The sequence below is a fragment of the Burkholderia sp. NLJ2 genome, assembly GCF_049487195.1.
GTDB lineage: Bacteria > Pseudomonadota > Gammaproteobacteria > Burkholderiales > Burkholderiaceae > Burkholderia > Burkholderia pyrrocinia.
The window spans coordinates 2,139,984-2,166,372 of record NZ_CP137808.1 but is presented as its reverse complement, the minus strand read 5'-3'; the positions used below and the strand labels follow the sequence as shown (position 1 = coordinate 2,166,372).

Below are 26,389 nucleotides of genomic sequence, written 5' to 3'. Positions count from 1 at the left end.
GGAATCATTATCCTGCCAACTCCACTGTTTTCGTGATTGGAGTCGCCATGTCGTCACTCATGTATCGCTGGCAATCGCCGGCGTTCGGCCGCCAACACCTGCAACTCGCGACCGTGCCCGTTCCGACGCCGGGCCCGCGCGATGTGCTGGTGCGCGTGGACGCCGTCGCGCTGAACTATCGCGACCTGCTGGTGCTGCGGGACGGGATGGGGATGGCCGTGCCGTTCCCGCTGGTGCCCGGTTCGGACATGCGCGGCGAGGTCGTCGCGACGGGGGCCGACGTGACGGATTTCGCGCCCGGCGACGCAGTGATCAGCACGTTCTTCACCGGCTGGCAGGACGGCCTCCAGCCGCGCGGCAGCGTGCCGCTCGGCGTGCCGGGGCCGGGGATGCTGTCGGAGTACGTGGTGCTCGGCGCCGATTCGCTGGTGGCCGCGCCGCGCACGCTCGACGCCGCGCAGGCCAGCACGCTCACCTGCGCAGGGTTGACCGCGTGGTATGCGCTGGCCGACGCGTCGACGACGCGGCCGGGCGATACGGTGGTCGTGATCGGCACGGGCGGCGTTGCATTGTTCGCCGTGCAGATCGCCGGTGCCCAGGGGGCGCGCGTGATCGTCGTGTCGGGCAGCGACGAGAAGCTCGAGCGCGCGAAGCGGCTCGGCGCGCACGACGGGATCAACCGTACGCGCACGCCGGACTGGGCCGCCGAAGTGCGCGCGCTGACCGGCGGACGCGGTGCCGATCACGTGCTGGAACTCGCGGGCGCGGACAATTTCGGGCGTTCGCTGTCGTCGCTCGTGCAAGGCGGCCGCGTGTCGGTGATCGGCAATCTCGGCGGCGATGCGCTGACGACATCCGTGTATCCGCTGCTGACGGGGCGTGCGACCGTGCAGGGGATCGGCGTTGCACACCGGCGCGCACTCGAGGATCTCGTGCGCGCGGTGGACTGGCTGAAGCTGAAGCCGGTGGTCGAGCGCGAGTATGCGTTCGATGCGCTGCCGGCCGCGCTCGACCATCTCGAACGCGGCGCGTTCGGCAAGGTGGTCGTGCGGATGCGTTGAGCGGCGTCGCACGCACCGAAGCCCCGGGGTGGGACACCTCGGGGCTTTTGCGTGTTCCGCGTGCGATGCGCTATCGCGACGCGACGGCCGCCGCCGTGCCCGTCGGCTGCACGTCCTGCATGCGCTGCGACGCCTGCCACCAGTACTTGCCCGCGCGCTGCTGCGGATCGCGGATCGCGAGATACGTCGTACTCCAGAGCTGCGCCGCGTTGGCTTCGGTGGCGTCCGCGCTGCGCGTGCCGAATGCATCGGTCCGGTACTGGCCGTTCACGTAGGACCACGTCCACATCTCCGACGTGCGCATGTCGCGCCCGTTCGAGATCACCTGCCAAATCGTCTGCCGCGCCTGCGCGAGCAACGCCCGGGTTGTTGCCGACAGATCCTGGCGCGCGAGCTGGCGATCGAGCCCGGCCACCCACATCGCCTGCTGCCACGACCAGATGACCGTGCCGTGATACGCGGAGCTCGTGAATTTCGGCCACAGCGACGGGTTCGCATACGCCGGGTTCGCGATCAGCATCCCGGCATCGGTCACGAGCCCGGTCGGGAACGGCCGCGTGACGTCGGTGACGATCCGCTGGAGCGCGTCGTCCGGCGGCGTGCCGAACAGCAGCGCGAAGCCGCCGTCGGAATTCATCACCGGAATCGGGTTGCCCTGCTGATCGAGCGACAGCGCGTAGAACGACAGCGGTGCGCCCGGCGCGGCACCGGCCGGCACGCCGGCGGACGGCGCATAGGCCGACACGTCGGTGGCCGCCTGCGCGGCCGGCACGCTGACCTGGAACAGCGGCGGCGCCTGCGTTTCCCACGTGGCGGCTTCGTTCGCCGTGTTGGCGAGCGTCGCACGCTGCCCGGCATCCAGGTACGGATCGAGCAGGCCGCGCATGAGGAACGCGTTCGCCGCACGCAACGCTGCCGGCACGAGCACCGCGTTGACGTCGTACGGGTAGACGCCGCCGCCGAGCCCGTCGGTGCTGTCGCGCCAGTTGCCGACGATCTCGCCGGGCCTCAGGTGGATCAGGTTCGCGACCGACGGCTGCTGCGCGAACGGTTGCGCGGTCGTCGCGACGTGCAGCAGGTTGACGACCAGGCGGCTGCCGTTGGTCTGCCCGTCGCTGCCGCGCTGCGCCAGATAGGCGGCCGCGCGGGCCTGGCCGCGCGTATCGTCGATCAGCCACGCGGCGGCGATCGGCGCGAGCAGGTAGTCGCTGTCGATCATCTTGTAGTCGTAGGTCGGCGTCGGATCGTTCGGCCGCCCGTTCTTCTGATTGTCGACCAGCGCGAATTCGCCGATGCCTTCCTCGTGCGCAACCTTGCCGTCCACCGACAGGCGGCCCAGCACCGACGACAACCCGGCCTCGATCGCCGCGGGTTCGAGCACGGGCATCAGCATGCGGACCGAGATCAGCGTATCGCGGCCGAAGTACGTGTCGTACTGCCACGAGCCGGCCAGCAGCTTGTCGTGGAAGCTCAGGAATTCGAGCACGTTCTGGCTGACCGGATCGGGGTTCACGGACGGCGCGAGCAGATCGGCGCGCGTGATCGGCGACAGCGGCGTCTCGCCGGACAGCGCATCGACATGCAACTTCAGCGTGTGCGAGCCCGCCGGTGCGCGCAGCACGAGCTTGCCGCCCGCTGCCGGCGCGATGCTGCCGCCGTCGCGCAGCGTGATGCGCAGCGCATAACCGGGCGCGCCGTCGATCCGGTCGCGCTGCCATTGCGCGGCGCTGCCCTGGATCGTCGGCGCCGTGACGATCTGCTGCGGAATCGTGGCGCCACCGTTGAAGTCGCGCAGGAAGCGCACGTTGCTGAGTACGCCCTCGCGGATCGTCAGCGTGTCGGTGTCCACCGACACGTCGGCGCCGATGCCGTACAGCGGGCGGCCGTGCGTGTCGGGAGCCGACAGCGCGGACGGCGGCGTGTCGAGGCTCCAGTTCACCGGCTGCGCGGTATCGTCGAACCACAGCCCGGTGCCGCTGTTGCCGGCAGGGAAGACCACGAGCAGGCGCGGTTTCGTCGACGAGCGCGCCAGCAGGTGCGCGGCGACCTTGTCCTGCCGGTAGAACGCATTGATCTGGCTGCCGGTGTCCATGCGGAACGACAGCGCGGCGTGATTCGACGGCGTGCGGCTCGACCGGAAGTCGTCGTCGTCGTGGCATGCGGCGAGCAGGCCGGCGCAGACGAACCCAAGGCACAGCGACTTCGCAAGACGATGCATGGTGATGTCCCTCCTGGTGACTAGCGATTATTATCGGAATGGCCGAATAAACAGATATTTTGTCCGTTTCGTTCTATGCTGTGCTGTGGACATTCGGGTGAATGTTCGAAATCAATCGTGATGCGGCGCTTCTGAAATAAGCGAATGGCCGATCAGTGCCGAAAATTCATGTAGCAGAAAGTATTGCCCCGGTCCGGCGCGGGGAAAATCTCCGAGACGGCCTTCGCGCGGGCGAATGGCGATTCGGTCGCAGCGAGAGAAAATAAGATGCAAGCCGTCGTAGGGGATTTTAAATTTGCGAGAAAATTGAAGTCAATAATATTTTCGAGATTTTATGATATTCGATTGAAAATATCGATCGCAATTATTGCCAGTCGAGTCGGTAAAATATGCGATTTAATGAGGTCGAGTAATGGAATTTCGATATCCGGTGGCGAAATAATTGGCAATGACGTTTCGCTCTGGCGATTGATGCCGGACAGGAATTGAATCGTCGCGTTTGTGCCGGTTGTTGTCGGGCAATGCCGGAATGCGCGGAAACGGAGCGCGCGAGCCTGAGCAATCCGCGTTCCTGCGATTCAACGGAAGACTTGCTCCGTTGTCGGCTCCGAAGCGCGATCCGGGGAACCGGTCCGGGTCGGCCGCCGCACGATCGGTACCGGTTCGGGCCGCGAACCGTGCGATCGTTCCATCAGAGGCGTCAAGTTTGGTAGGCTTGGTGCCTGCCGCCGTTTGCGTGGATCGCGCCGTCGAGTGTCGACGCGGTGAAAAAGTACGTATCGTCACCGGAAAGGTCGGGCGATAGCCGATTCGATACGCGCTTTTTTCCCGGTTGCCCGCGACCGCGCGCGAGCAAGGCAGACAGAAATCAGGCCGGGCGTTGCCTGGCCGGCCGCGATGCGAGCCGCGCCCGCATCGTGAACCCCAACGAACAGGAGCAACCGAAGTGATCCGACATATCGTCATGTGGAAGTTGAAGGAATCGGCGGAAGGCGCGACGCGCGCGCAGAACGCGCTGAAACTGAAGGAAAAGCTCGAAGGCTGCCGCGACCTCGTGCCGGGCATCCTGCAGATCGACGTCGGCGTGGCGACGCCCGGCCTCGATGCGACCTCCGACATCGTGCTCGTGTCCGATTTCGCGGACAAGGCCGCGCTCGACGCCTACCAGGTGCACCCGGTTCACCAGGAAGTGAAGAAATTCGTCGTCGCGGTGGCCGAATCGCGCGAGTGCGTCGATTACGTCGTCGACAGCGCACGATGAGCGACGCGGCATCCCCGACGGACGGCCCGTCGATCGAAAGCCCGTTCGTCGACCTGCTCGGCGTGCAGCTCGTGTCCGCGAAGGACGGCGCGAGCGAGCTCGTGCTGCCGCTCGAAGAGCGGCACATGAACACGTGGAGCATCGCGCACGGCGGCGTGACGATGACGCTCGCGGACATCGCGCTCGCGATGGCGGCGCGCAGCCTGACCGACGACGGCGTCGGCGTCGTCACGGTCGAGATGAAGGTGAACTTCATGCAGCCGGGTCGCGGCGAGTTGCGCGCGTACGGGCGCGTGATGCATCGCTCGACGACGATGGCCTACTGCGAAGGCGAAGTGCGCGACAGCGACGGCAATTTCGTCGCGAAGGCGCTCGGTACGTTCAAGTACATGCGGCGGCTCGCGGTGGGCCGCGACATCAAGCGGCAACGCTCGCGCACGGCGCCGGACGCGCAGCCCGGCCCGAGCGACGCGTAAGCACCCGGACGCACGGCCCTGCCTTTTCACCGGCAGGGCCGTTTTGTTTGGCGGCGCGGGATTGCGTGTCGGACGCGCTTCACAGGACGCCGAAGGGCCGGGATGTCGACACGCAGCCGCGCGTAGCGCTGGCCGGACGCGGGCATGGCATCATGTGACGCTTGTCCGTTCACGGTGCCGAGCAGGCGCCGTTTTCACCGATGCCGCTGAATCCGAAGATCGCCCAGGTGCTCGACATGATCGAGCGCGCGAAACGTCCGTCCTATCACCACCAGACGCCGCAGCAGGCGCGCGCCGCGTACGAGAAGAGCGCGCCGATCCTCGACGTCGCGTCGGTGCCGATGCATTCGGTCGAGGAATGCGTCGTGCCGACACGCGACGGCCGCACGATCGGCGCGCGGCTGTACCTGCCGGTCGAGCCGAGCCTCGCGGAGCCGCTGCCCGCGCTCGTCTACTACCACGGCGGCGGCTTCACGGTCGGCAGCGTCGACACGCACGATGCGCTGTGCCGGATGTTCGCGCACGATGCGCAATGCGCGGTGCTGTCGGTCGGTTACCGGCTCGCGCCCGAACACAGGTTCCCGACCGCGGTGAACGACGCCGACGACGCGTTGCGCTGGCTGCATCGCGAGGCTGCCGCGTTCGGCATCGACGCCGCACGGCTGGCGGTCGGCGGCGATAGCGCGGGCGGCACGCTCGCGACCGTCTGCGCGGTGCTCGCGCGCGACGCAGGCATTCGCCTGACGCTTCAAATGCTGATCTATCCGGGCGTGACGAGCTACCAGGACACCGAATCGCACGCACGGCTCGCGAACGGCTACCTGCTGCCGCAGGACACGATCCAGTGGTTCTTCACGCAATACGTGCGCGATCCGGCGGACCGCGACGACTGGCGCTTCGCACCGCTCGACGGCACGCGCGACGCGCCGTCGTTCGCGGGCGTCGCGCCGGCATGGATCGCGACGGCCGAATTCGATCCGCTGAGCGACGAGGGCGCCGCGTACGCGGACAAGCTGCGCGCGGCCGGCAATGCGGTTACGCTGGTCTGTTATCCGGGGATGATCCACGAATTCTTCAAGATGGGCGGCTACGTGCCCGAGGTGCGGGCCGCGCATGCCGATGCGGTCGCGGTGCTGAAGGCCGCATTCGACGACGTTTGACGGCGTGCGCGCCGCATGGAGGGCTGCGATGACGGACGGCGTAGTGGAAACGGGCGACTGGACGGTACTGGGCGGCGACGCTGCGCGGATTCGCGACGCGGTATTCGTGCGCGAGCAGCAGATTCCGCCGGAATGGGAGCTCGACGACGACGATCCGCTATCGCTCCATGCGGTCGCGTACCGGATCGACGCGGCGACGGGGGCACGCCGCGCGGTTGCGACGGGGAGGCTGCTGCCGTCGGGCACGATCGGCCGCGTCGCCGTATTGGCCGACGCGCGCGGGCAGGGCGTCGGGTCGGCCGTGCTGAACGCGCTGCTCGATGGCGCGCGGCGTCGCGGCGAAACCGTCGTGCGGCTCTACGCGCAGGATTCGGCGGTGTCGTTCTATGTGCGGCACGGCTTCGCGGCGGTCGGTGAACCGTTCGTCGAAGCGGGCGTGCCGCACGTCGAGATGACGCGCGCGCCGTAGCGCGGGGAATCCGTGTTCAGCGCGGCCGCGTTGCGTCGAGGTCGAACGTGAACGCGCGCTCGAACGCGCCCGGGCGGACGGTACGGTGTGAACCGTCGTCGTCGCAGCGCTCCTTGATCTCGACCGTCAGCCGCACGCCTTCCTTCATCGTGACGCGCAGCGCGGTCGTGCCGCGCGTGCCGTACTCGGGCGTCTCGATGAACGCGGCCGACAGCGCGCGCTCGCGCTCGATCGGAATGCCCGTGTGGGGCAGCGCGTCGTCGTCCGCGACATGCGGGTCGCGCATCAGATCGATCAGTTCGTCGAGCGACGGGGTCGGATTGTCGGTGAGCAGCGTGCCGAGCTCCGCGCGCTTGCGCACCACTTTCGGCCAGGGCGTATCGAGCCGCGCATTCGACAGCGCGTGCACGCCGGGCGCGATCGCGACGGGCGCGGCGACGGCGCTTTCGCCCTCGGGCGCACGGTTGCAGAGCCACGCGAGTTCGCGCCGTTTCCAGTCGCCGACGAGCAGGTTGAAGCCGTTGTACACGGCCGCATGCTCGGCAAGCTGCCCGAGATAGTCGAGCGGCGCGACGGACGGGCCGCGGAGGAAATCGGACACGAGCTTGCCACGGGTCGGTGCGCCCGCACGGATGTCGAACGGTGCGCGGTAGTTGGTCAGCGCCGCGAAGCGGCCGTCGCGCGATACGCCGAGCCACGTGCCGCCCGCTTCGAGATCGCGGCCGGCCAGCACGCCCGGTACATCCTCCCACCACGTGAGCGGCGCGCTCGTACGGCGAAAGAACTCGTCGCGGTTGGCGGTCAGGGTAAAGACGGGACCGGCGGCGGCATCAGGCTGCCAGTCGAAGGCAATCAGACACATCGGGCGAATCTCTCGCAGGAAACATCGGGCGCCGGCTGCGACTCGCGAGCCGGCGCGCGAACGGGTTGTCAGTGCGTCACGCTTCCGTCGGCCATGCGTACGGGAGCGCGTCGAACGCGAGCGCCGGGCCGTCGGCCGAACCGAGGTGCACGGTGCCGTTGTCGAGCGCGGCGAGCTTGATCTCGACGAGCGCGTCGACGCCGCCCGCAGGCGCGGCCGCCGCGTTGACGATCATCCCGCACGGCTGGCCGGGATCGTCGCTGTGGAACAACTCGACGCCGGCATGCACGGTATCGGTCTCGCCGGCGACGTGCGCGAGCGCGGTGCGGCGCTTGATCGTGCCGCGGTACTGGCTGCGCGCGACGACTTCCTGGCCCGGGTAGCACCCCTTACGGAAGTTAACGGCGCCGATCACGTCGAAGTTGACCATCTGCGGCACGAACTGTTCGACGGCCGGCTGCGTGATGCGCGGCTCGCCCGCGCGAACGTCGAGCCAGTCCCACACGGCCGGCGACACGACCGGCAGCGTGCCGGCGAGCGCGGCGATGCGTGCATCGACTTCCGCGCGCGGGCCGATCCACAGATAGCGCTTGCGGCCGGCCGCATCGGGCACGCGAATCAGCGTGCCGGCCGGGCCGTCGACCTTCACGTGCACGCCGTCAGGCAGTGCATCGAAGATGCCCGACAGCGCGTCGCGCACGTCGCCCGCGAAGCCGACCACCGCGAGCGCGTCGCTCGCATCCGTGAGCTTTGCCTTCGAGCGCAGCACGAACATCGACAGCCGCTTTTGCACGGCGGGCTGCACGTCCTTCGACACCAGCAGGCGCACGCCGTGGCCGGCACGCCACGCGAGGAACGACCCGAGGAGGCGCCCCTTCGGCGAGCAATAGCCGGACAGCCGTGCACTCGCGGCATCGAGATGCTCGATGTCGTTGGTCAGCTGGCTGTGCAGGAACGTCGCGGCGTCGTCGCCGGCTACGTCGATCACGCCGAACTGCGGCAGCGGCATGCAGGCGCCCGGCGCGTCGAAATCGGCGGCGGACGGGCGGGGGAATACGGGGAGCGAGGCGGGTGCGGCCTGGGCAGCCGGTGAAGCGAACGGTGTGCTCATGGAATGAGGGAACAGTCAACCCTGACTTTGACGGAGGCGAGCAAGTATTATATGGGTCTTACCTGAGTCACGTTTCCATGTCCCTACTGAAGAAATGCGCCGCGACGATCGTGGCGCTGGCCGTCGTTGTGGCCGCTGCCGGCGCGGGCGGCGGATATTACTGGGCAACCCGCCCGCTGCTGCTGGGTTCGGCATCGCTCGACGTCACGATCAAGCCGCGCAGCACCGTGAAGAGCGTCGCACTGCAGCTCAAGCGCGGCGGCGTGCCGGTCGAGCCGCTCGGTTTCGTCGCGATGACGCGCGTGCTCGGGCTGTCGAGCCGGCTCAAGTCCGGCAACTACGAATTCAAGACGGGCATCACGCCGTATGAAGTCCTGCAGAAGATCGCGCGCGGCGACGTGAACGAGTACGTCGCGACGGTCATCGAAGGCTGGACCTTCAAGCGGATGCGCACGGAACTCGACGGGAACCCCGATCTCGCACACACGACGGCCGGCATGAGCGACGCCGAGCTGCTGCGCGCGATCGGCGCGTCGGACAGCGCCGTGCAGCGCGGCAGCGGCGAGGGGCTGTTTTTCCCCGACACCTACCTGTTCGACAAGGGCACGAGCGACCTGAACATCTACCGGCGCGCGTACCATCTGATGCAGACGCGCCTCGACGAGGCCTGGGCCGCGCGCGTGCCGGGGCTGCCGTACAAGTCGCCTTACGAAGCGCTGACGATCGCGTCGATCGTCGAGAAGGAAACGGGCCACGCGGCCGACCGCGCGTTCGTCGCGGCCGTGTTCGCGAACCGGTTGCGCATCGGGATGCCGCTGCAGACCGATCCGTCGGTGATCTACGGGCTCGGCGACGCGTACGACGGCCGCCTGCGCAAGCGCGACCTGCAGGCCGACACTCCTTACAATACCTACACACGACGCGGCCTGCCGCCGACGCCGATCGCGTTGCCGGGTATCGCCGCGCTGCAGGCGGCGATCAACCCGGCGCCGACGAGCGCGCTCTATTTCGTCGCGAAGGGCGACGGCACGAGCGTGTTCTCGGACACGCTCGGCGACCACAACAAGGCCGTGGACAAGTACATACGAGGTCAATAATGGCGAGCGGTAAATTCATCACGTTCGAAGGCATCGACGGGGCGGGGAAGACCACCCACCTGCAATGGTTCTGCGAACGCCTCCAGGGCAAGCTGGCCGCGGCCGGCAGGCAGGTCGTCGTCACCCGCGAGCCGGGCGGCACGCAGCTCGGCGAGAAACTGCGCGAAATCCTGCTGAATCAGCCGATGGATCTCGAGACGGAAGCGCTGCTGATGTTCGCCGCGCGCCGCGAGCATCTCGCGCTCGTGATCGAGCCGGCGCTCGCGCGCGGCGACTGGGTCGTGTCCGATCGCTTCACCGACGCGACGTTCGCGTACCAGGGCGGCGGCCGCGGGCTGCCGCGCGACAAGCTCGAGACGCTCGAGCGCTGGGTGCAGGGCGGTTTTCAGCCCGACCTCACGGTGCTGTTCGACGTCGCGCCGCAGGTCGCGAGCGAGCGCCGCGGCGCCGCGCGGATGCCCGACAAGTTCGAAAGCGAATCCGACGCGTTTTTCGCGCGCACGCGCGGCGAATACCTGCGGCGTGCGGAAGAGGCGCCGCACCGCTTCGCGATCGTCGACGCGACGCAGTCGATCCCCGAGATCCGCCAGCAGCTCGAACGCGTGCTCGCCGCGCTGTAACCCGCAAGGAACGCACCACATGATCTATCCGTGGCAGACCGACGACTGGAACCGCCTGCAGCAACTGCGCGCGCAATGGCCGCATGCGTTGCTGCTGCACGGCCAGGCCGGGATCGGCAAGCTGAAGTTTGCGCAGCATCTCGCGCAGGGCTTCCTGTGCGAATCGCCGCAGCCGAACGGCGAGCCGTGCGGCACCTGCGCGGCCTGCACGTGGTTCTCGCAGGGCAACCACCCGGACTACCGGATCGTGCTGCCCGAGGCGCTGGCCGGCGAAGCGCCGGGCGCCGCGGACGACGCGAAGCCGGCCGACGCGGACGAAGGCGGCAAGAAGACGCGCGCGCCGAGCAAGGAAATCAAGATCGAGCAGGTCCGTGCGCTGCTCGACTTCTGCGGGGTCGGTTCGCACCGCGGCGGCGCGCGTGTCGTCGTGCTGTATCCGGCCGAGGCGCTCAACGTCGCCGCGTCGAACGCGTTGCTGAAAACACTGGAGGAGCCGCCGTCCGGCGTCGTGTTCCTGCTCGTGTCGGCGCGCATCGACCGCCTGTTGCCGACGATCATCAGCCGCTGCCGGCAGTGGCCGATGACCGTGCCGGCGCCCGACGCGGCCGCAGCCTGGCTCGCGGCGCAGGGCGTCGACCATGCGCCGGCACTGCTTGCCGAAGCCGGCGGCGCGCCGCTCGCCGCGCTGGCGCTCGCGAGCGACGAGAACCGTCCGCTGCGCGACTACACGCTCGGGCAGCTCGCGGCCGGTGCGGCATGCGACCCGTTCGCATGCGGCGAGACGCTGCAGAAGTTGCCGGTGCCGCTGGTGCTGGGCTGGCTGCAGCGCTGGCTGTACGATCTGCTCGCGCAGCGGATGGCGGGCACGCCGCGCTACTTCCCGATGCACGCGGCGGCGCTCGCGCGCTGCGCGGAGTCGGTCGACGCGAACGCGTTCGCGCGCTTCATGAAAGCAGTGACGCGGCAGCGGACGGTCGAGAACCATCCGCTGAACGCGCGGCTCGTATTCGAGGAATTGTTTCTCGGGTATCGGGAAATGTTCGCGTGATCCGGCATTGTTTCTTATGGGTGGCGAAACGATGACCGGTTCGCGCAGCGACGTGACCGTGGCCGGCCGGCCAGCGAACGTCGCCCGTTGCCGCACGCCGGCGAGCGCATGAGCGCCCGCCTTACGTATTCAGGAAACACGATGTTCGTCGACTCTCACTGCCACATCAATTTCAAGGGCCTGGCCGACCGCCTGCCGGCCGTTCTCGAGAACATGCGCGAGCACGACGTCACGCACGCGCTGTGCGTGTCCGTCGATTTCGAGACGCTGCCCGAGGTCCTCGCGATCGCCGACGCGCACGACAACGTCTACGCGTCGGTCGGCGTGCATCCCGATCACGAGGACGCGCGCGAGCCGACGCTCGCGGAACTCGTCGAGCTGGCTGCGCACCCGAAGGTCGTCGCAATCGGCGAAACGGGCCTCGACTACTACCGTCTCGAAGGCCGCTCGATCGCCGACATGGAATGGCAGCGCGAACGCTTTCGCACGCACATCCGCGCGGCGACCGCGACGATGAAGCCGCTGATCGTCCACACGCGGTCGTCGTCGGAGGACACGCTGCGGATCATGGCCGAGGAGCGCGCGGACGTACCGGGCGGCGTGATGCACTGCTTCACCGAGCCGTGGCCCGTCGCCGAGCAGGCGCTCGCGCAGAACTTCCATATCTCGCTGTCGGGCATCGTCACGTTCAAGAGCGCGACCGACGTGCAGGACGTCGCGCGGCGCGTGCCGCTCGACCGGCTGCTGATCGAGACCGACTCGCCGTACCTCGCGCCGGTGCCGTATCGCGGCAAGCCGAATGAACCTGCGTACGTCAGCCATGTCGGACGCTTTATCGCATCCGTGCGCGGGATCGCCGTCGAGGCGCTCGCCGATGCGACGACTGAGAACTTTTTCCGGCTGTTCAAGATCGCCCGCTAACGACGCGCGCGCAGCCGACAACCCAGGGAAGGAGCCCACAACAATGACGAAGCCGACCAACCATCTGACCAAACGCGCACTCGTTGCCGCCGTGCTGGTCGCGAGCGGCCTGTTCGCCGTCGCCGGCGCGCATGCCGAGTCGCTCGACGCGATCGTCAAGGCCGTCAAGTTCGACGACATCGCCGACATCGGCAAGCAGCTCAAGAGCGGCAAGCTCGATCCGAACACGCTCGCGCCGAACGGCGACCCGATCCTGGTGATCGCCGCGCGCGAGAAATCCGACAAGGTCGCGGCAGCGATCGCCACGACGCCGAACGTCGACCTCGAGAAGGAAGACAAGGCCGGCGAGAACGCGCTGATGCTCGCGTCGCTGAACGGCGACGTCGACCTCGTCAAGCTGCTGATCGACAAGGGCGCGGAAGTCAGCAAGAAGGGCTGGGCGCCGCTGCACTACGCGGCGACCAACGGCCAGGACGAGGTCGTCAAGGTGCTGCTCGACCACGACGCGTATATCGACACTGCGTCGCCGAACGGCACGACGCCGCTGATGATGGCCGCGCGCGGCAACCATGCGTCGACGGTCACGCTGCTGCTCGACCAGGGTGCCGATCCGCAGGTGAAGAACCAGCTCGGCATCACCGCGCTCGAGTTCGCGAAGCACTACAAGGCGCCGGACGCGACCGACATCCTGAGCAAGCGGACGGTGCGCGTCGGTGCATCGGCGCCGGCAGATGCGCAAAAGAGTGCAAAATGACGGTTTTCGGTGCGGCGGCCGGTGCGCGCCCGGCCGGTTTCCGGCCGGAACAGTGCGCCCCGGCGCCGCGCCGGCCAAGGCAGCAGGCGGCCTCGGGCCGCATTGACATAAGGAGCACCATGTTGCGCGCAATGTTTTGTGCCGCGGCGTTTGCCGTGCCGTTGTCGGCGGCGGCTTTCACGGGCGCGGATCTCGACCGGCTGTGCGCGAAGACGGACGTCAAGTCGCGGGCGTCGTGCGCGGCCTACATCGAAGGCGCCGCCGACGGCGTCTACAACACCATCGACGCGATCGGCGGTACCACGGGGCCGCGTGTCGGCCAGTATTTCTGCCTGCCGCCCGACATCCGGGCGCAGCAGATGACCGATGCGGTGCGCAAGTACATCGCGGAAAATCCGAAGCTGGCCGACTACAACGCGAGCACCGCGGTGTCGCTCGGTCTCGGCAAGGCGTTTCCCTGCAGGGGCGGCAGCTGACCTGACGCCGTGTCCGGGCGCGTGCATTGCCCGGATGTCGCCGACGCATCCAGGACGAGGCGTGCGCGCCTCCTAACCGAAGCATCCCGGGCGCCGATGATTTCAATCGAGGAACTGCAGCGCATCGCCGATGCGCCGCTGCATTCGTGGCTCGGCACGCTGGCCGTGTCGGTCATCGTCGTACTGGTCGTCACGATCGTGCACCGTCTCGGCGCACGCATCGTCAAGCGCGTCGCGCAGCCGTATCCGCTGATGAGCGCGATCCTGCGCTACATCGACAAGCCGTCGCTCGTCGTGCTCGCGCTGCTGGCGCTCGAATTCCTGTGGGTCCAGGCCGACGACGACATGTCGTTCGTGCGCGGCATGCGCACCGCGGCGGCGGTCGGCTCCATCGTGTCGCTCACGTGGCTGCTGGTGCGGCTCGCGGCCGGCGTCGGCGACGCGATCATCCAGGCACATCCGATCGATACGATCGACAACCTGCAGGCGCGGCGCATCCATACGCAGGCCAGGGTGCTCGTGCGGACCGTGATGGTGCTGATCGTGATCGTCGGCACCGGCGCCGCGCTGATGACGTTCCCGAATGTGCGCCAGGTGGGCGCGAGCCTGCTGGCATCGGCCGGCGTCGCGGGCCTGGTCGCCGGCATCGCCGCGCGGCCGGTGCTCGGCAACCTGATCGCCGGGCTGCAGATCGCGCTCACGCAGCCGATCCGGCTCGACGACGTGGTCGTGATCCAGGGCGAGTGGGGGCGCATCGAGGAAATCACCGGTTCGTTCGTGTCGGTGCGGCTGTGGGACCAGCGGCGTCTCGTCGTGCCGCTGCAGTGGATCATCGAGAACCCGTTCACGAACTGGACGCGCAGCAGCTCGGAGATCATCGGCACGGTCTACCTGTCGGTTGACTATCGCACGCCGCTCGCGCCGCTGCGCGAGGAACTCGCGCGGCTCGTTCACGCGGCGCCCGAGTGGGACGGCCGCGTGCAGGTGCTGCAGGTGACCGACGCGACGGAGCGTGCAATGCAGTTGCGCGCGCTCGTCAGCGCGGCCGATTCGTCGTCGTGCTGGGATCTGCGCTGCCGCGTGCGCGAAGGGTTGATCGCGTACCTGCAGGATCGCTATCCGCAATGCCTGCCGCGCAGCCGGATGGAGCTGTATCCGCATGAGTCCGCGCCGGACGCGCCGAATCCCGAACGACCGCACGCGCGGCCGCCTGCCGCCAGCACGGCGGCCAACACCGCAGCCGATCCGCAGGCCAACGAAGGCCGCTGAACGCGGCCCGGTGCCTGCCCGCAATCCATCGCCATGTCCGCACTGAACACACTCGCCATCGCCAATTACCGCTCGCTGCGCGAGCTGATCGTGCCGCTCGCGGCGCTCAACGTCGTCACGGGGCCGAACGGCAGCGGCAAATCGAGCGTGTACCGCGCGCTGCGGCTGCTCGCCGATACCGCGCAGGGCCGCGTGATCCCGTCGCTCGCCCGCGAGGGCGGATTGCCGTCGACGCTGTGGGCGGGCCCCGAGCGCTTTTCGCGGGCGATGCTGAATGGCGACGAGCCGGTGACGGGCACGGTGCGCAAGGAGCCGGTGAGCCTGAAGCTCGGCTTCGCGTGCGACGATTTCGGCTACGCGATCGATCTCGGCCTGCCGGTGAAGAACGACGCGTCGATGTTCCGGCTCGATCCGGTGGTCAAGCGCGAGTGCATCTGGGGCGGCGCGCTGCCGCGCCCGTCGACGCTGCTGGTCGACCGGCAGGGCGCGCAGATCCGCGCGCGCACCGCGTCGGGCGACTGGCGAACGATCCCGCAGCCGGTCGCGAGCTTCGACAGCATGATGACCGAGTTTGCCGACCCGACCGGCGCGCCCGAGATGATCGCGGTGCGCGAGCGGATCCGCTCGTGGCGCTTCTACGACCATTTCCGGACCGATGCGCAGGCGCCGGCACGGCAGTCGCATATCGGTACCCATACGCCGGTGCTGGCGGACGACGGCGCGGACCTGGCCGCCGCGCTGCAGACGATCCGCGAAATCGGCGACGGCGCGGCACTCGATGCGGCGATCGACGATGCGTTTCCCGGCGCATCGGTCGAGATCGACAATCCGGGCGGCCGGGGCCGCTTCGACATGCTGATGCGCCAGCCGGGGCTGCTGCGGCCGCTCACGGCAGCCGAGCTGTCCGACGGCACGCTGCGCTACCTGCTGCTCGCGGCCGCACTGCTGACGCCGCGGCCGCCGGCGCTGATGGTGCTGAACGAACCGGAGACGAGCCTGCATCCCGATCTGCTGCCGGCGCTCGGCCGCCTGATCGCGCAGGCCGCGCAGCGTTCGCAGGTGCTGGTCGTGTCGCATGCGGCGCGGCTCATCGCGACGCTCGAGCGCGAGGCCGGCTGCGAATCGCTGGTACTCGACAAGCAGCTCGGCGCGACCGCGCTCGTCGATGCCGACACGCGCGACCTGCCGGCATGGAAGTGGCCGTCGCGCTGACGGGCACGGCGGCATGCGCTCGGCCAGGTTCGCGGCCCAAGGGCCCGAACCGGCCCGGCTGTACCCGGCGCGGCGCGATCGGGCCTGACGTGCCGAATGTATCCGGTCTGTAACAACGCCCATAAAATGAAAGACGGGCGGTTCCGCGCATCGGGATCGCGAATAATAGTGAGATATCCGGCTGGCGCCATGCCGGCCAGCGCTGCATGGGAGCGTGGCGGACGCGCAAACGCCCGCCGGCCGTGCGGCAACGAACAGGACACAGGAGACGTGGACCATGAGAATTGCCCAGATCGCCCCGCTGACCGAATCGGTGCCGCCGAAGCTGTACGGCGGCACGGAGCGCGTCGTGTCCTACATCACCGAGGCGCTCGTCGAGCTCGGCCATGATGTGACGCTGTTTGCCAGCGGAGATTCGACGACGCGGGCGAAGCTCGAACCCGTCTGGCCGCGCGCGCTGCGGCTCGACACGTCGATCCGCGACCGCATCGCCCCGCACATGCTGCTGATGGAGACGGTCGCGCGCCGCGCGAAGGACTTCGACGTGCTCCATTTCCACATGGACTACTACTCGTTCTCGGTCTTCAACCGGCAGGAAACCCCTTACGTGACGACGCTGCACGGCCGGCTCGACCTGCCCGAACAGCAGCCGGTGTTCGACACGTTCAACACGGCGCCGGTGATCTCGATTTCGAACTCGCAGCGCCAGCCGCTGCCGCAGGCGAAATGGCTGACGACCGTCTACCACGGGCTGCCCGATACGCTGTACATGCCGCAACCCGTCGAGCCGCGCTATCTCGCGTTCCTCGGCCGCATCTCGCCGGAGAAGCGCGTCGACACCGCGATCAGCATCGCCCGCCAGTGCGGGCTGCCGATCCGGATCGCCGCGAAGATCGATGCGGCCGACCAGGAATACTTCGACCGCGAGATCAAGCCGCTCTTCGCGTTGCCGCACGTCGAATACATCGGCGAGATCGCCGATCACCAGAAAGCCGAATTCCTGTCCGGCGCGCATGCGCTGCTGTTCCCGATCGACTGGCCGGAGCCGTTCGGCCTCGTGATGATCGAGGCGATGTCGTGCGGCACGCCGGTCATCGCGTTCAATCGCGGTGCGGTGCCCGAAGTGGTGGACGAGGGTATTTCGGGTTTCATCGTCGAGGACGAAATCAGCGCGGTGGCTGCCGTGAACCGGCTGCACCTGCTGCCGCGTGCACGCGTGCGGCAGCGCTTCGAGGAGCGCTTCACGTCGCGCCGGATGGCGCAGCAGTACGTCGACGTCTACCAGTCGGTGATCCGCGCGCAGAAGCGCTCGCGCTTCAAGGTGATCGATTCGACGACCTGACGCGGAGCGCGGGCTGACAAAAAAACGGCGATGCCCGCAAGGACATCGCCGTTTGCGCGTGGCCCGCGCGCGGTGCGCACGGGCGTTGCGTGAGCGTCAGATCTTGAGTTTCGTGACCTTCGTGCCGTTGATCGACACGTCGCCCATCAGGCCCGCGTTCGTCAGCACGACGACCTGGACCGGCGCGGTGGCCGTGGTCGTGTCGATCGCGCCGTTCGCGCCCATCTTCACGAGCGCGACCGACGCGCCCGCGCCGGCTGCCCAGCCGTCCGAGCCGCGGAATTCGTCGAGCGCTTCCTGCGTCATGAACAGGAACACGATCGCCTTCGATTGCGCACCGGCCTGCAGGCCGACCGACAGCGACGACGTGTTGTAGTAGCCGACCGTCGCGCCGCCGACGCGCAGCGCGCCGTTGCCGGACTGGCCGCCGACGATGAAGCCGGCCTGGAGCACGTCCGGGAACACCAGCACGCCGCGCGACTTCGCGACGAGTTCACGCGAACCCTTGACCGTGGAATACAGGCGCGACAGCGTCCCATCGACACTCGCGTCGATCGCCTGGCGCTTCGACGCGTTGGTCGCGGCGTTGTCCGGCTTGTCCGGGGTGGTGGTGCAACCGGTAAGCGCGAGGCTACCGACGATGAGCGCAGCGGCGGCTTTCAGCACAAGATTCCGTTTTTGCATCGTTCTTCTCCATCGGATGACGTTCGGAGTGAGTCTCGCTCAAGGAGCGGATCACGTCGGCAGTTATATCACAGCGGATTACAACCCCTTTTCGTTCGCGCATGAAAGAGCGTCAAATCGCGCTGGGGGTGTCGCAGCACGCCAACGGACGGGCCGGCGCCCGTGCGCCGACGCGCCCAGCGCCGGAGCGGCGTGCGGGCGACTCGGCGCAAATGGGATGGCGACGGCACTTGCGGGGCGTGTCAGTGCGTGACCGGCGGGACGGGCGGCTTGATCGGCGGGCGGCGCAGCGCGCGGCGGATCAGCGCGATCACGACGCCGCAGGCGAACAGGAACGCGGCCGGTACGACCCAGTAGCCGACGAACGCATGCCACAGATAGCCCGCAAGCGTATTGCGGCGCACCACGTATTCGTCGCGGGCCGCCTGCTGGCGCGGCGCGTTGGCGGCGAGCACGTCGGCCGGGCAGCCGGCCGCGCGCGCCTCGTCAGGATCCCCGTGGCACTTCGCGGTGGCGCCGGCGGCCTGCTGCGCGTCGGTGAGCTGCCAGGTGGTCAGCGCGAGTTGCAGGTCCGCCTTGTTGTAGGCCATTTCCTCGCGGATCTCGCGCACGGCGACGATCGCGACGGGCACGGCCCAGAACACGATCACGATCAGCCAGCGGCGGAACCAGCGGTGTTGTCTCCATGCCATCCATGCCTCCGTTTGACGCGAGTGCGCGTCCGTCTCGAGGGCGGCCCGATGGCGCTTCTTGTACTTGGATGGGCCGCGTTGCAGCCATCATAGAAGAAAACGCGGCGAATTGCCGCACCATGTGGCGGTGCCGGTACGGCGGGCCCGGAAAGCGGGGCGGGCGGAGGCGGGCGGTCGAACGACGGCGGCGGAACGCGCGCGGCGGCTCGAGGTGCGCGACACGTGCGGCAGGCGCTTCAAGCGCGTACGCGTCGATGCGCATGCAACGAAAACAAAAATGCCGCGCCCGCCGAAGCGGTGCGCGGCATTCGATACGGGAGCGCCGGAGCTCAGGCGGCCGGTTGGCTGCTCAGGCAGCTCTTCATGAACGCCTTGCGGTCGTCGCCCTTCTTGCCGGTGGCTTGCGTGTTGCAGGCCTTCATCTTTTCCTGCTGCGTCATCGCCTTCGCGGGCTTTGCCGACAGGCAGTCCTTCATGAACGCCTTGCGTTCGTCGCCCGTCTTGCCTGCTGCCTGGGTGTTACAGGCCTTCATCTTGTCCTGCTGGCTGTTCGCCGCGAACGCGGGGGAAGCCAGCATGCCGCCGAGAAGCACTGCGGCTACGAGCGATTGGATTTTCATTTCGACACTCCCATGGGGTGAATTGCGTGTTATTGACGCCGTCACGAAGCGCGTCGCGATGACGATAGGGTCGCATCGCGCCGCCCGCTCCGATTATGGCAAATCAATGTGAAAACACCGGAACGGCACTTTCTATAACGTTGCGGGCGCCACGGCCGTTGACGACGCGCGCGACCGGACGATCGGGACAAACCATGACATGCGGCGGCCGGCGTCGGCCGTGCCGCCGGAACCTGCCGGATCCCGGCCGCGAGCCATTACAATCGCGGCCATGAATACTCAGAATCCCGCATCCCCTCCGTCCGCGGCGGCTCTGCCGCGCATCGCCGTGCTCGCCACCGGCGGCACGATTGCCGGTGCCGCGCCCGACGCGGCCAGCACGGCCGGTTACCAGGCCGGCGCGCTCGGCGTCAATTTCCTGGTCGACGCGGTGCCGGCGCTCGCGTCGGTCGCGCGCATCGACGCCGAGCAGATCGCCAGCATCGACAGCAAGGATCTCGCGCTGCCGCTGTGGAACACGCTTGCCGCGCGGATCGACGCGCTGATGGCCGATCCGGCGGTCGACGGCATCGTGATCACGCACGGCACCGACACGCTCGAGGAGACCGCGTATGCACTTCACCTGGTCGTGAAGGGCGACAAGCCGGTCGTGCTGACGGCCGCGATGCGGCCGGCGACCGCGTTGTCGTCCGACGGCCCGCTGAACCTGCTGAACGCGGTGACGGTGGCCGCGCATCCGGCCGCGCGCGGGCAGGGCGTGCTGGTCGCGTTCAACAACCGGATCCACGGCGCGCGCGACGTCGTGAAGACGAGCACCTATGCGGTCGACGCGTTCCAGTCGCCGGAACTCGGCGCACTCGGCTGGGTGCAGGACGGCCGCGTCGAATTCGCACGCCGCGTCACGCGCTCGCGCGATGCGCAACTGGCGATCGCCGGTGCGTGGCCGCCGGTCGAAATCGTCACGAGCTACGCGGGCGTGACGCGCACGGCCGTCGATGCGCTGGTGGCGGCCGGCGTGCGCGGGCTCGTCGTGGCCGGCACCGGCAACGGGTCGATCCATGCGACGCTGCAGGCAGCGCTTGCCGATGCCGTGCAGGCGGGTGTCGTCGTGATCCGCGCGTCGCGCGTCGGCTCGGGGCACGTGATGCGCAACGGCGCCGCGAGCGACGATGCGCTCGGTTTCGTCAGCGCGGGTTCGCTGAATCCGTTCAAGGCGCGCGTGCTGCTGATGCTCGCGCTGGCGAACGGCATCCTGGCGCGCGACGAACTGCAGCGCCTGTTCGATACGTTCTGACCGATGTCCGCCCGCCGCTCCGGCGGCGCGGCGGCGCCAAAGAAAAAGGCAGGCCATCGGGCCTGCCTTTTCCGTTTTTCGATCCTGCGCGGATGCTCAGGACTGCGGCGGAATCACGAGCTTCTGGCCCGGGTAGATCCGGTCCGGGCTCGACAGCATCGGCTTGTTCGCCTCGAAGATCGCCGGGTACTTGTTCGCGTCGCCATACACTTCCTTGGCGATCGCCGACAGCGTGTCGCCCGGCTTCACGTCGTGGTATTGCACTTCCGGATCGTCCGGCTGCAGGTCGTCGTCGTTGACGCCCGCGACGCCCTGCACGTTGCCGGCCGCGACCTTGACCTTGGCCTTCGTGTCGAGATCGGCGACGCTGCCCGACAGCGTGACGGTACGCGATGCGCCGTCGAACGCGACCGTCAGGTTCGACGTGTCGAGACCCTGCGTGCTGATGTAGTTCTTGATCGCATCGGCCGCGGTCTGGTTCGCGGCATTCGGATCTTCCGCCGCTTGCGCGTCGGCATGACCCAGCAGTTTTTCACCCGCCTCTTTGATAAACGAAAGAAGACCCATCGCTGCACTCCTTAGGTGGTTGAAAAGAAAACGCGCCGTGAAGTGGCGAAAAAAACACCGCGCTGGGCGCATTCACCGGAGTGAACGCAAGCGCGGCGGTTTTCTCGAAAGGCGTGGCGAAAGTGTAGGCGTTCAGCGCGACGATTGCATGAAAAATCGCAGGCTCGAACGTAAAGAAATGTAATACGCGAAATCCGACAGACGGACACCCGACGACGACGTCTGACCGACCAAGGCTTCCCCGGCGCCGCCGGGTGCCGCTGCGGACCCCACCACGCCGCTCTCAGCCCAGAGCGGCGTTTTTCGCCCCGTCCCGCACGCCGTTGGCGATGCGGAGCGGGGCGCCCCACCGTGATGCGCGAGTGCTTCGCGCATCGATGCGACCGGCCGCGGCCGGATCGCGCGTGTTCTTCGCGCGCGTCCGCCATTGCAGCGGAACCGCGCGTTTTTGCGTCCGCGTTACGCGGCCGGCGTCTGGCCGATTTCGAAGTTCGACATGATCTCGAGTGCGCGCACGAGTGCCGAGTGATCCCATGCCTTGCCGCCATGCGATGCGCACACGCTGAACAGTTGCTGCGCGCTCGCGGTGTGCGGCAGGGCGAGGCCGAGCTTGCGTGCGCCGTCGAGCGCGAGGTTCAGATCCTTCTGGTGCAGTTCGATGCGGAAGCCCGGATCGAACGTGCGCTTCGTCATCCGCGCGCCGTGCACTTCGAGGATGCGCGAGGCGGCGAAGCCGCCCATCAGCGCCTGGCGAACGCGCTCCGGATCGGCGCCCGAGCGTGCGGCGAACAGCAGCGCTTCGCCGACGGCTTCGATGTTCAGCGCGACGATGATCTGGTTCGCGACCTTGCAGGTCTGACCCGCGCCGTTGTCGCCGACGAGCGTGATGTTCTTGCCCATCTTCTCGAACAGCGGCCTGGCGCGCTCGAAGGCCGCTTCCGGGCCGCCGACCATGATCGTCAGCGTCGCTTCGCGCGCGCCGACTTCGCCGCCGGACACCGGCGCGTCGAGGTAGTCGCAGCCGAGCGCGTTGATCTGCTTCGCGAATTCCTGCGTGTCGAGCGGCGAGATCGAGCTCATGTCGATCACGAGCTTGCCGGCCGTCAGGCCCTTCGCGACGCCGTCGTCGGCGAACAGCACGTTACGCACGTCAGGCGTGTCCGGCACCATCACGACAATGACGTCCGCGTTCTGCGCGACTTCGGTCGAGTTTGCGACGACCTTCGCGCTCGCGCGCAGGTCGTCTGGGATCGGGAACGCACCGTTTACGACGAGCTGATGATCGCCCTTGAGCAGGTTGCGCGCCATGTGCGCGCCCATGATGCCGAGGCCGATGAAACCGATGGTTGCCATGTGAATGTCTCCTATAGGGGCGAATGCGGGAAAGGCGCGGGAAGTGCAGATATCAGGCGGCGCGGCGCGCCGAGCCCGGTGCGCAGCCGGCGACGCTTTGCAGCCAGCCGAGCCCTTCCGTCGTGGTGGTGCGGGGCTTGTATTCGCAGCCGACGTAGCCGTTGTAACCGAGCCGGTCGAGCAGTGCGAACAGGAACGCGTAGTTGATCTCGCCCGTGCCCGGCTCGTTACGGCCCGGGTTGTCCGCGAGCTGGACGTGGCCGATCGATGCGAGGTTGCGTTCGATCGTCGCGGCCAGTTCGCCTTCCATGCGTTGCATGTGATAGATGTCGTACTGCAGGAACAGGTTGTCCGAGCCGACCGCGCGGATCACGTCGAGCCCTTCGGACGAGCGGTTCAGCGCGAAGCCCGGGATGTCGAAGCTGTTGCACGGCTCGACGAGCAGGCGGATCCCTTCGCGCTTCAGCGCGTCGGCCGCGAAGCGCAGGTTGTCGACGATCGTGACGAACGTCTTGTCGCGTGCCGTGCTCGCCGACGGGATGCCGACAAGGCAGTTCAGTTGCGGCACCTGCAGTGCCTTCGCGTACTCGATCGCACGGCCGACACCTTCCTGGAACTCGCCGACGCGATCGGGCAGGCACGCGATGCCGCGCTCGCCCTGGTCCCAGTTGCCGGCGGGCAGGTTGTGCAGCACGAGGCGCAGGCGGTGCGTCTCGAGCCGCTCGGCGAGTTCCTCTTTCGCGTACGGGTACGGGAACAGGAACTCGACGGCGTCGAAGCCCGCGTCCGCGGCCGCCTTGAAGCGGTCGAGGAACGGCACTTCGTTGAACAGCATGGTCAGGTTTGCAGCAAACTTCGGCATGAGCTAAGCCTCTTCGGTCGGTCAGTCAAAAATGTCCTGCGGATCAGTCGAGCATCGAGATCGCGGTCGGTGCGTGCTCGGCCTTTTCGGCGAGATCCTCGAATTCGTTGATCGCGTCGATTTCGGTGCCCATCGAGATGTTCGTCACACGCTCGAGGATCACTTCGACGACCACCGGCACGCTGAACTCTTCCGCGAGCGTCTGCGCCTGGCGCAGCGCCGGCTCGATCTCTTCCGGCTTGAACACGCGCAGCGCCTTGCAGCCGAGGCCTTCGGCAACGGCCACGTGGTCGACGCCATAGCCGTTCAGTTCCGGTGCGTTCACGTTGTCGAACGCGAGCTGCACGCAGTAGTCCATGTCGAACGCACGCTGCGCCTGGCGGATCAGCCCGAGGTACGAGTTGTTCACGACGACGTGCACGTACGGCAGCTTGAATTGCGCGCCGGCCGCGAGTTCCTCGATCATGAACTGGAAGTCGTAGTCGCCGGACAGCGCGACGATCGGGCGGCTCGGATCGGCCGCACGCACGCCGAGTGCGGCGGGGATCGTCCAGCCGAGCGGGCCGGCCTGGCCGCAGTTGATCCAGTTGCGTGCCTTGAACACGTGCAGGAACTGCGCGGCGGCGATCTGCGACAGGCCGATCGTGCTGACGTAGCACGTATCGCGGCCGAACACCTTGTTCATCTCTTCGTACACGCGCTGCGGCTTGACCGGCACGTTGTCGAAGTGCGTCTTGCGCTGCAGCGTGCGCTTGCGTTCCTGGCATTCCGCGACCCATGCATTGCGATCCTTCAGCTTGCCGGCGGCCTTCCATTCCTGCGCGACCGCGACGAACAGCTCCAGCGCGGCCTTGGCGTCCGACACGATGCCGAGATCCGGGCCGAACACGCGGCCGATCTGCGTCGGCTCGATGTCGACGTGCACGAACTTGCGGCCCTTCGTGTAGACCTCGACGCTGCCCGTGTGGCGGTTCGCCCAGCGGTTGCCGATGCCGAGCACGAAGTCGGACGCGAGCATCGTCGCGTTGCCGTAGCGGTGCGACGTCTGCAGGCCGACCATGCCGGCCATCAGCGGGTGGTCGTCCGGAATCGCGCCCCACGACATCAGCGTCGGGATCACCGGCACGCCGATCGTTTCGGCGAACTGGACGAGCAGGTCTTCGGCCGCTGCGTTGAGCACGCCGCCGCCCGACACGATCAGCGGCTTGTCCGCGTCGTTGAGCATCGCGAGCGCCTTCTCGATCTGCGCGCGGGTTGCCGCGGGCTTGTAGATCGGCAGCGGTTCATACGTGTCGATGTCGAATTCGATTTCGGCGAGCTGCACGTCGATCGGCAGGTCGACCAGCACCGGGCCCGGACGGCCCGAGCGCATCAGGTGGAAAGCCTGCTGGAACACGCGCGGCACGAGCGCCGGCTCGCGCACGGTGACGGCCCACTTGGTAACGGGCTTCGCGATCGACTCGATGTCGACGGCCTGGAAGTCTTCCTTGTACAGGCGCGCACGCGGTGCCTGGCCCGTGATCGCGAGGATCGGAATCGAGTCGGCCGAAGCGGAGTAGAGGCCCGTGATCATGTCGGTGCCGGCGGGGCCCGACGTGCCGATGCACACGCCGATGTTGCCCGGGGCGGCACGCGTGAAGCCTTCGGCCATGTGGGATGCGCCCTCGACGTGGCGAGCCAGCACGTGGCTGATGCCACCCGACTTGCGCATGGCGGAGTAGAACGGGTTGATGGCTGCACCCGGCACGCCGAACGCGGTCTGGATGCCTTCCTTCTCGAGCACGAGCACTGCTGCGTCGACGGCTCTCATCTTGGCCATGAATGTCTCCTTGAATGTGGCGGATCGTGCGAATGGGTCTGTTGGGAACACTTTAGGGATGCAGGAAAGGTTTGATAAGATCCGCCGGAGTCGCTTATTTCGAAACTAAAAGTATGGAATGACGGCCGGACGGGGCTTCCCGCCGATGCCGGAACAGAGACGGAGACGGGAGATGGATCGCTTCAAGCAGATCGAGACGTTCGTGCGGGTCGCCGATGCCGGCAGCCTCGCGGCGGCGGCGCTCGAGGAGGGCGTGTCGCCGGTGGTGCTGGGGCGACGCATCGATGCGCTCGAGAAGCGCCTCGGCGTGAAGCTGATGTACCGCTCGACGCGGCGGCTGGTGGTCAGCGAGGAGGGCGCCGCGTTCCTCGAACGCTGCCGCGGGCTGCTGTCCGAATGGGACCAGGCCGAGAACGAGCTGGCCGCCGGGCGGCGCGCGGTCAGCGGGCACCTGATCGTGTCCGCGCCGGCCGCGTTCGGGCGCAAGCACGTCGCGCCGCACGCGCCCGGCTTTCTGGCCGACAAGCCCGAGATGCAGCTGTCGTTCAACCTGACCGACCGTGTCGTCGATCTCGTGCGCGAAGGCTACGACCTGTCGATCCGGATCGGCGGCGCCGTCGATCCGAACTTCGTCGCGGTGAAGCTCGCGTCGAACCGGCGCGTCGTGTGCGGCACGCCCGACTATTTCCGCCGGCATGGCCGGCCGAAGTCGCTCGACGACCTGCTGAAGCACAACTGCCTGGCATTCAACCTGCAGGGCGGGCAGAACCGCGGCTGGTATTTCCAGCGCCACGGCAAGATCGCGACGATGCGCGTGGCGGGCAATCTCGACTGCAACGACGGCGAGTTGCTGCACCGGTGGGTGGCCGAAGGCCTCGGGCTCGGCTGGCGCTCGACGTGGGAAATCGCCGCGCAGCTCGAAACGGGCGAGCTCGAGACCGTGCTCGACGAGTACGCGCTGCCCGACTACGACATCCTCGCGGTCTACCCGCAACAGCGTTACGTGCCGGCACGCGTGCGTTATTTCATCGACTACCTGCGCGCCGCGTACGCGCGCCCCGGCTACTGGAGCACGACGCCGTAACGGCGGCGGACGGCCCGGCCACCGGGCCGTCCGGCGTTTTTTTACGCTTCATGTGCG

General features: G+C 67.8%; 26 protein-coding genes. 16 read left to right on the top strand and 10 right to left on the bottom strand.

Annotated features, from left to right (window positions below; translation table 11 throughout):
• Positions 1-47 precede the first annotated feature (47 nt).
• Positions 48-1,061, top strand: coding sequence for a zinc-dependent alcohol dehydrogenase family protein (locus R9B84_RS09955; RefSeq protein WP_423757840.1), 1,014 nt, complete (start codon positions 48-50; stop codon positions 1,059-1,061).
• Positions 1,062-1,131: 70 nt separating this feature from the next.
• Here R9B84_RS09955 and R9B84_RS09950 read toward each other — a convergent pair whose 3' ends face one another.
• Entirely contained in the window at positions 1,132-3,279 is a 2,148-nt protein-coding gene (locus R9B84_RS09950) for a hypothetical protein (protein ID WP_423757839.1), read from the bottom strand.
• Positions 3,280-4,225: 946 nt separating this feature from the next.
• On the opposite strand from R9B84_RS09950, the gene R9B84_RS09945 reads away from it, so the two are divergent.
• The 4 genes from R9B84_RS09945 to R9B84_RS09930 all read left to right on the top strand — a co-directional run bounded on the left by R9B84_RS09945 (position 4,226) and on the right by R9B84_RS09930 (position 6,645).
• Positions 4,226-4,540, top strand: a complete 315-nt coding sequence (locus tag R9B84_RS09945; RefSeq protein ID WP_175960977.1) for a Dabb family protein — start codon at positions 4,226-4,228, stop codon at positions 4,538-4,540.
• On the top strand, positions 4,537-5,016 hold the full coding sequence (locus R9B84_RS09940; RefSeq protein WP_262532534.1) for a PaaI family thioesterase: 480 nt from the start codon (positions 4,537-4,539) through the stop codon (positions 5,014-5,016). The genes R9B84_RS09945 and R9B84_RS09940 overlap by 4 nt, the downstream gene beginning before the upstream one ends.
• A gap of 200 nt (positions 5,017-5,216) precedes the next feature.
• Positions 5,217-6,176, top strand: a complete 960-nt coding sequence (locus R9B84_RS09935) for an alpha/beta hydrolase (protein ID WP_423757838.1) — start codon at positions 5,217-5,219, stop codon at positions 6,174-6,176.
• A 28-nt stretch (positions 6,177-6,204) separates the two neighbouring features.
• Entirely contained in the window at positions 6,205-6,645 is a 441-nt protein-coding gene (locus tag R9B84_RS09930; RefSeq protein ID WP_096473028.1) for a GNAT family N-acetyltransferase, read from the top strand.
• Positions 6,646-6,661: 16 nt separating this feature from the next.
• Here the strand turns inward: R9B84_RS09930 and R9B84_RS09925 are convergent, their stop codons facing one another.
• A complete protein-coding gene (locus R9B84_RS09925; protein WP_423757837.1) occupies positions 6,662-7,507 on the bottom strand; it encodes an NRDE family protein in 846 nt (281 codons plus the stop codon).
• Positions 7,508-7,583: 76 nt separating this feature from the next.
• Positions 7,584-8,618, bottom strand: coding sequence for a YgfZ/GcvT domain-containing protein (locus tag R9B84_RS09920; protein WP_423757836.1), 1,035 nt, complete (start codon positions 8,616-8,618; stop codon positions 7,584-7,586).
• 77 nt (positions 8,619-8,695) lie between these two features.
• Here R9B84_RS09920 and mltG point away from each other — a divergent pair, with 77 nt between their 5' ends.
• The 9 genes from mltG (at position 8,696) to R9B84_RS09875 (ending at position 17,357) form a co-directional block, all read left to right on the top strand.
• The gene (mltG, locus tag R9B84_RS09915) at positions 8,696-9,715 is read left to right on the top strand and encodes an endolytic transglycosylase MltG (RefSeq protein WP_423757835.1); all 1,020 of its coding nucleotides are present in this window, start codon (positions 8,696-8,698) and stop codon (positions 9,713-9,715) included.
• Positions 9,715-10,335, top strand: coding sequence for a dTMP kinase (tmk, locus tag R9B84_RS09910; RefSeq protein ID WP_047900899.1), 621 nt, complete (start codon positions 9,715-9,717; stop codon positions 10,333-10,335). Before mltG ends, tmk begins: the two co-directional genes overlap by 1 nt.
• A gap of 19 nt (positions 10,336-10,354) precedes the next feature.
• Complete coding sequence (locus R9B84_RS09905) at positions 10,355-11,383, top strand: DNA polymerase III subunit delta' (protein WP_423757834.1); 1,029 nt, start codon at positions 10,355-10,357, stop codon at positions 11,381-11,383.
• 141 nt (positions 11,384-11,524) lie between these two features.
• Positions 11,525-12,304 carry a TatD family hydrolase gene (locus tag R9B84_RS09900; protein WP_423757833.1) on the top strand — a complete coding sequence of 260 codons (780 nt, stop codon included), beginning with the start codon at positions 11,525-11,527 and terminating at the stop codon, positions 12,302-12,304.
• A gap of 43 nt (positions 12,305-12,347) precedes the next feature.
• The gene (locus R9B84_RS09895) at positions 12,348-13,058 is read left to right on the top strand and encodes an ankyrin repeat domain-containing protein (protein ID WP_423757832.1); all 711 of its coding nucleotides are present in this window, start codon (positions 12,348-12,350) and stop codon (positions 13,056-13,058) included.
• A 119-nt stretch (positions 13,059-13,177) separates the two neighbouring features.
• On the top strand, positions 13,178-13,534 hold the full coding sequence (locus R9B84_RS09890; protein ID WP_006755340.1) for a Rap1a/Tai family immunity protein: 357 nt from the start codon (positions 13,178-13,180) through the stop codon (positions 13,532-13,534).
• A gap of 96 nt (positions 13,535-13,630) precedes the next feature.
• A complete protein-coding gene (locus R9B84_RS09885) occupies positions 13,631-14,803 on the top strand; it encodes a mechanosensitive ion channel family protein (protein ID WP_423757831.1) in 1,173 nt (390 codons plus the stop codon).
• 33 nt (positions 14,804-14,836) lie between these two features.
• Positions 14,837-16,015: an AAA family ATPase gene (locus tag R9B84_RS09880; RefSeq protein ID WP_423757830.1), complete on the top strand. Its 1,179-nt coding sequence runs from the start codon at positions 14,837-14,839 to the stop codon at positions 16,013-16,015.
• 277 nt (positions 16,016-16,292) lie between these two features.
• Positions 16,293-17,357, top strand: a complete 1,065-nt coding sequence (locus R9B84_RS09875; RefSeq protein WP_423757829.1) for a glycosyltransferase family 4 protein — start codon at positions 16,293-16,295, stop codon at positions 17,355-17,357.
• 96 nt (positions 17,358-17,453) lie between these two features.
• Here R9B84_RS09875 and R9B84_RS09870 read toward each other — a convergent pair whose 3' ends face one another.
• The 3 genes from R9B84_RS09870 to R9B84_RS09860 form a co-directional block, all read right to left on the bottom strand.
• Complete coding sequence (locus R9B84_RS09870; protein WP_423757828.1) at positions 17,454-18,041, bottom strand: BPSL1445 family SYLF domain-containing lipoprotein; 588 nt, start codon at positions 18,039-18,041, stop codon at positions 17,454-17,456.
• Positions 18,042-18,283: 242 nt separating this feature from the next.
• Positions 18,284-18,733 (bottom strand): hypothetical protein, encoded by a 450-nt coding sequence (locus tag R9B84_RS09865; protein ID WP_423757827.1) that lies wholly within the window; start codon positions 18,731-18,733, stop codon positions 18,284-18,286.
• 329 nt (positions 18,734-19,062) lie between these two features.
• The gene (locus R9B84_RS09860) at positions 19,063-19,353 is read right to left on the bottom strand and encodes a PsiF family protein (protein WP_034181226.1); all 291 of its coding nucleotides are present in this window, start codon (positions 19,351-19,353) and stop codon (positions 19,063-19,065) included.
• 271 nt (positions 19,354-19,624) lie between these two features.
• Between R9B84_RS09860 and R9B84_RS09855 the strand changes: the two genes are divergently transcribed.
• Positions 19,625-20,647: an asparaginase gene (locus tag R9B84_RS09855; protein WP_423757826.1), complete on the top strand. Its 1,023-nt coding sequence runs from the start codon at positions 19,625-19,627 to the stop codon at positions 20,645-20,647.
• 96 nt (positions 20,648-20,743) lie between these two features.
• Here the strand turns inward: R9B84_RS09855 and lysM are convergent, their stop codons facing one another.
• The 4 genes from lysM to gcl form a co-directional block, all read right to left on the bottom strand.
• On the bottom strand, positions 20,744-21,214 hold the full coding sequence (gene lysM, locus R9B84_RS09850) for a peptidoglycan-binding protein LysM (protein WP_034181228.1): 471 nt from the start codon (positions 21,212-21,214) through the stop codon (positions 20,744-20,746).
• Positions 21,215-21,673: 459 nt separating this feature from the next.
• Positions 21,674-22,567: a 2-hydroxy-3-oxopropionate reductase gene (locus R9B84_RS09845; protein WP_065499812.1), complete on the bottom strand. Its 894-nt coding sequence runs from the start codon at positions 22,565-22,567 to the stop codon at positions 21,674-21,676.
• Between the two features lie 52 nt (positions 22,568-22,619).
• The gene (gene hyi, locus R9B84_RS09840; protein ID WP_423757825.1) at positions 22,620-23,429 is read right to left on the bottom strand and encodes a hydroxypyruvate isomerase; all 810 of its coding nucleotides are present in this window, start codon (positions 23,427-23,429) and stop codon (positions 22,620-22,622) included.
• Between the two features lie 43 nt (positions 23,430-23,472).
• Positions 23,473-25,248: a glyoxylate carboligase gene (gene gcl, locus R9B84_RS09835; RefSeq protein ID WP_423757824.1), complete on the bottom strand. Its 1,776-nt coding sequence runs from the start codon at positions 25,246-25,248 to the stop codon at positions 23,473-23,475.
• Between the two features lie 172 nt (positions 25,249-25,420).
• On the opposite strand from gcl, the gene R9B84_RS09830 reads away from it, so the two are divergent.
• Complete coding sequence (locus R9B84_RS09830) at positions 25,421-26,332, top strand: LysR family transcriptional regulator (RefSeq protein ID WP_047900886.1); 912 nt, start codon at positions 25,421-25,423, stop codon at positions 26,330-26,332.
• The last annotated feature ends 57 nt before the right edge of the window (positions 26,333-26,389 follow it).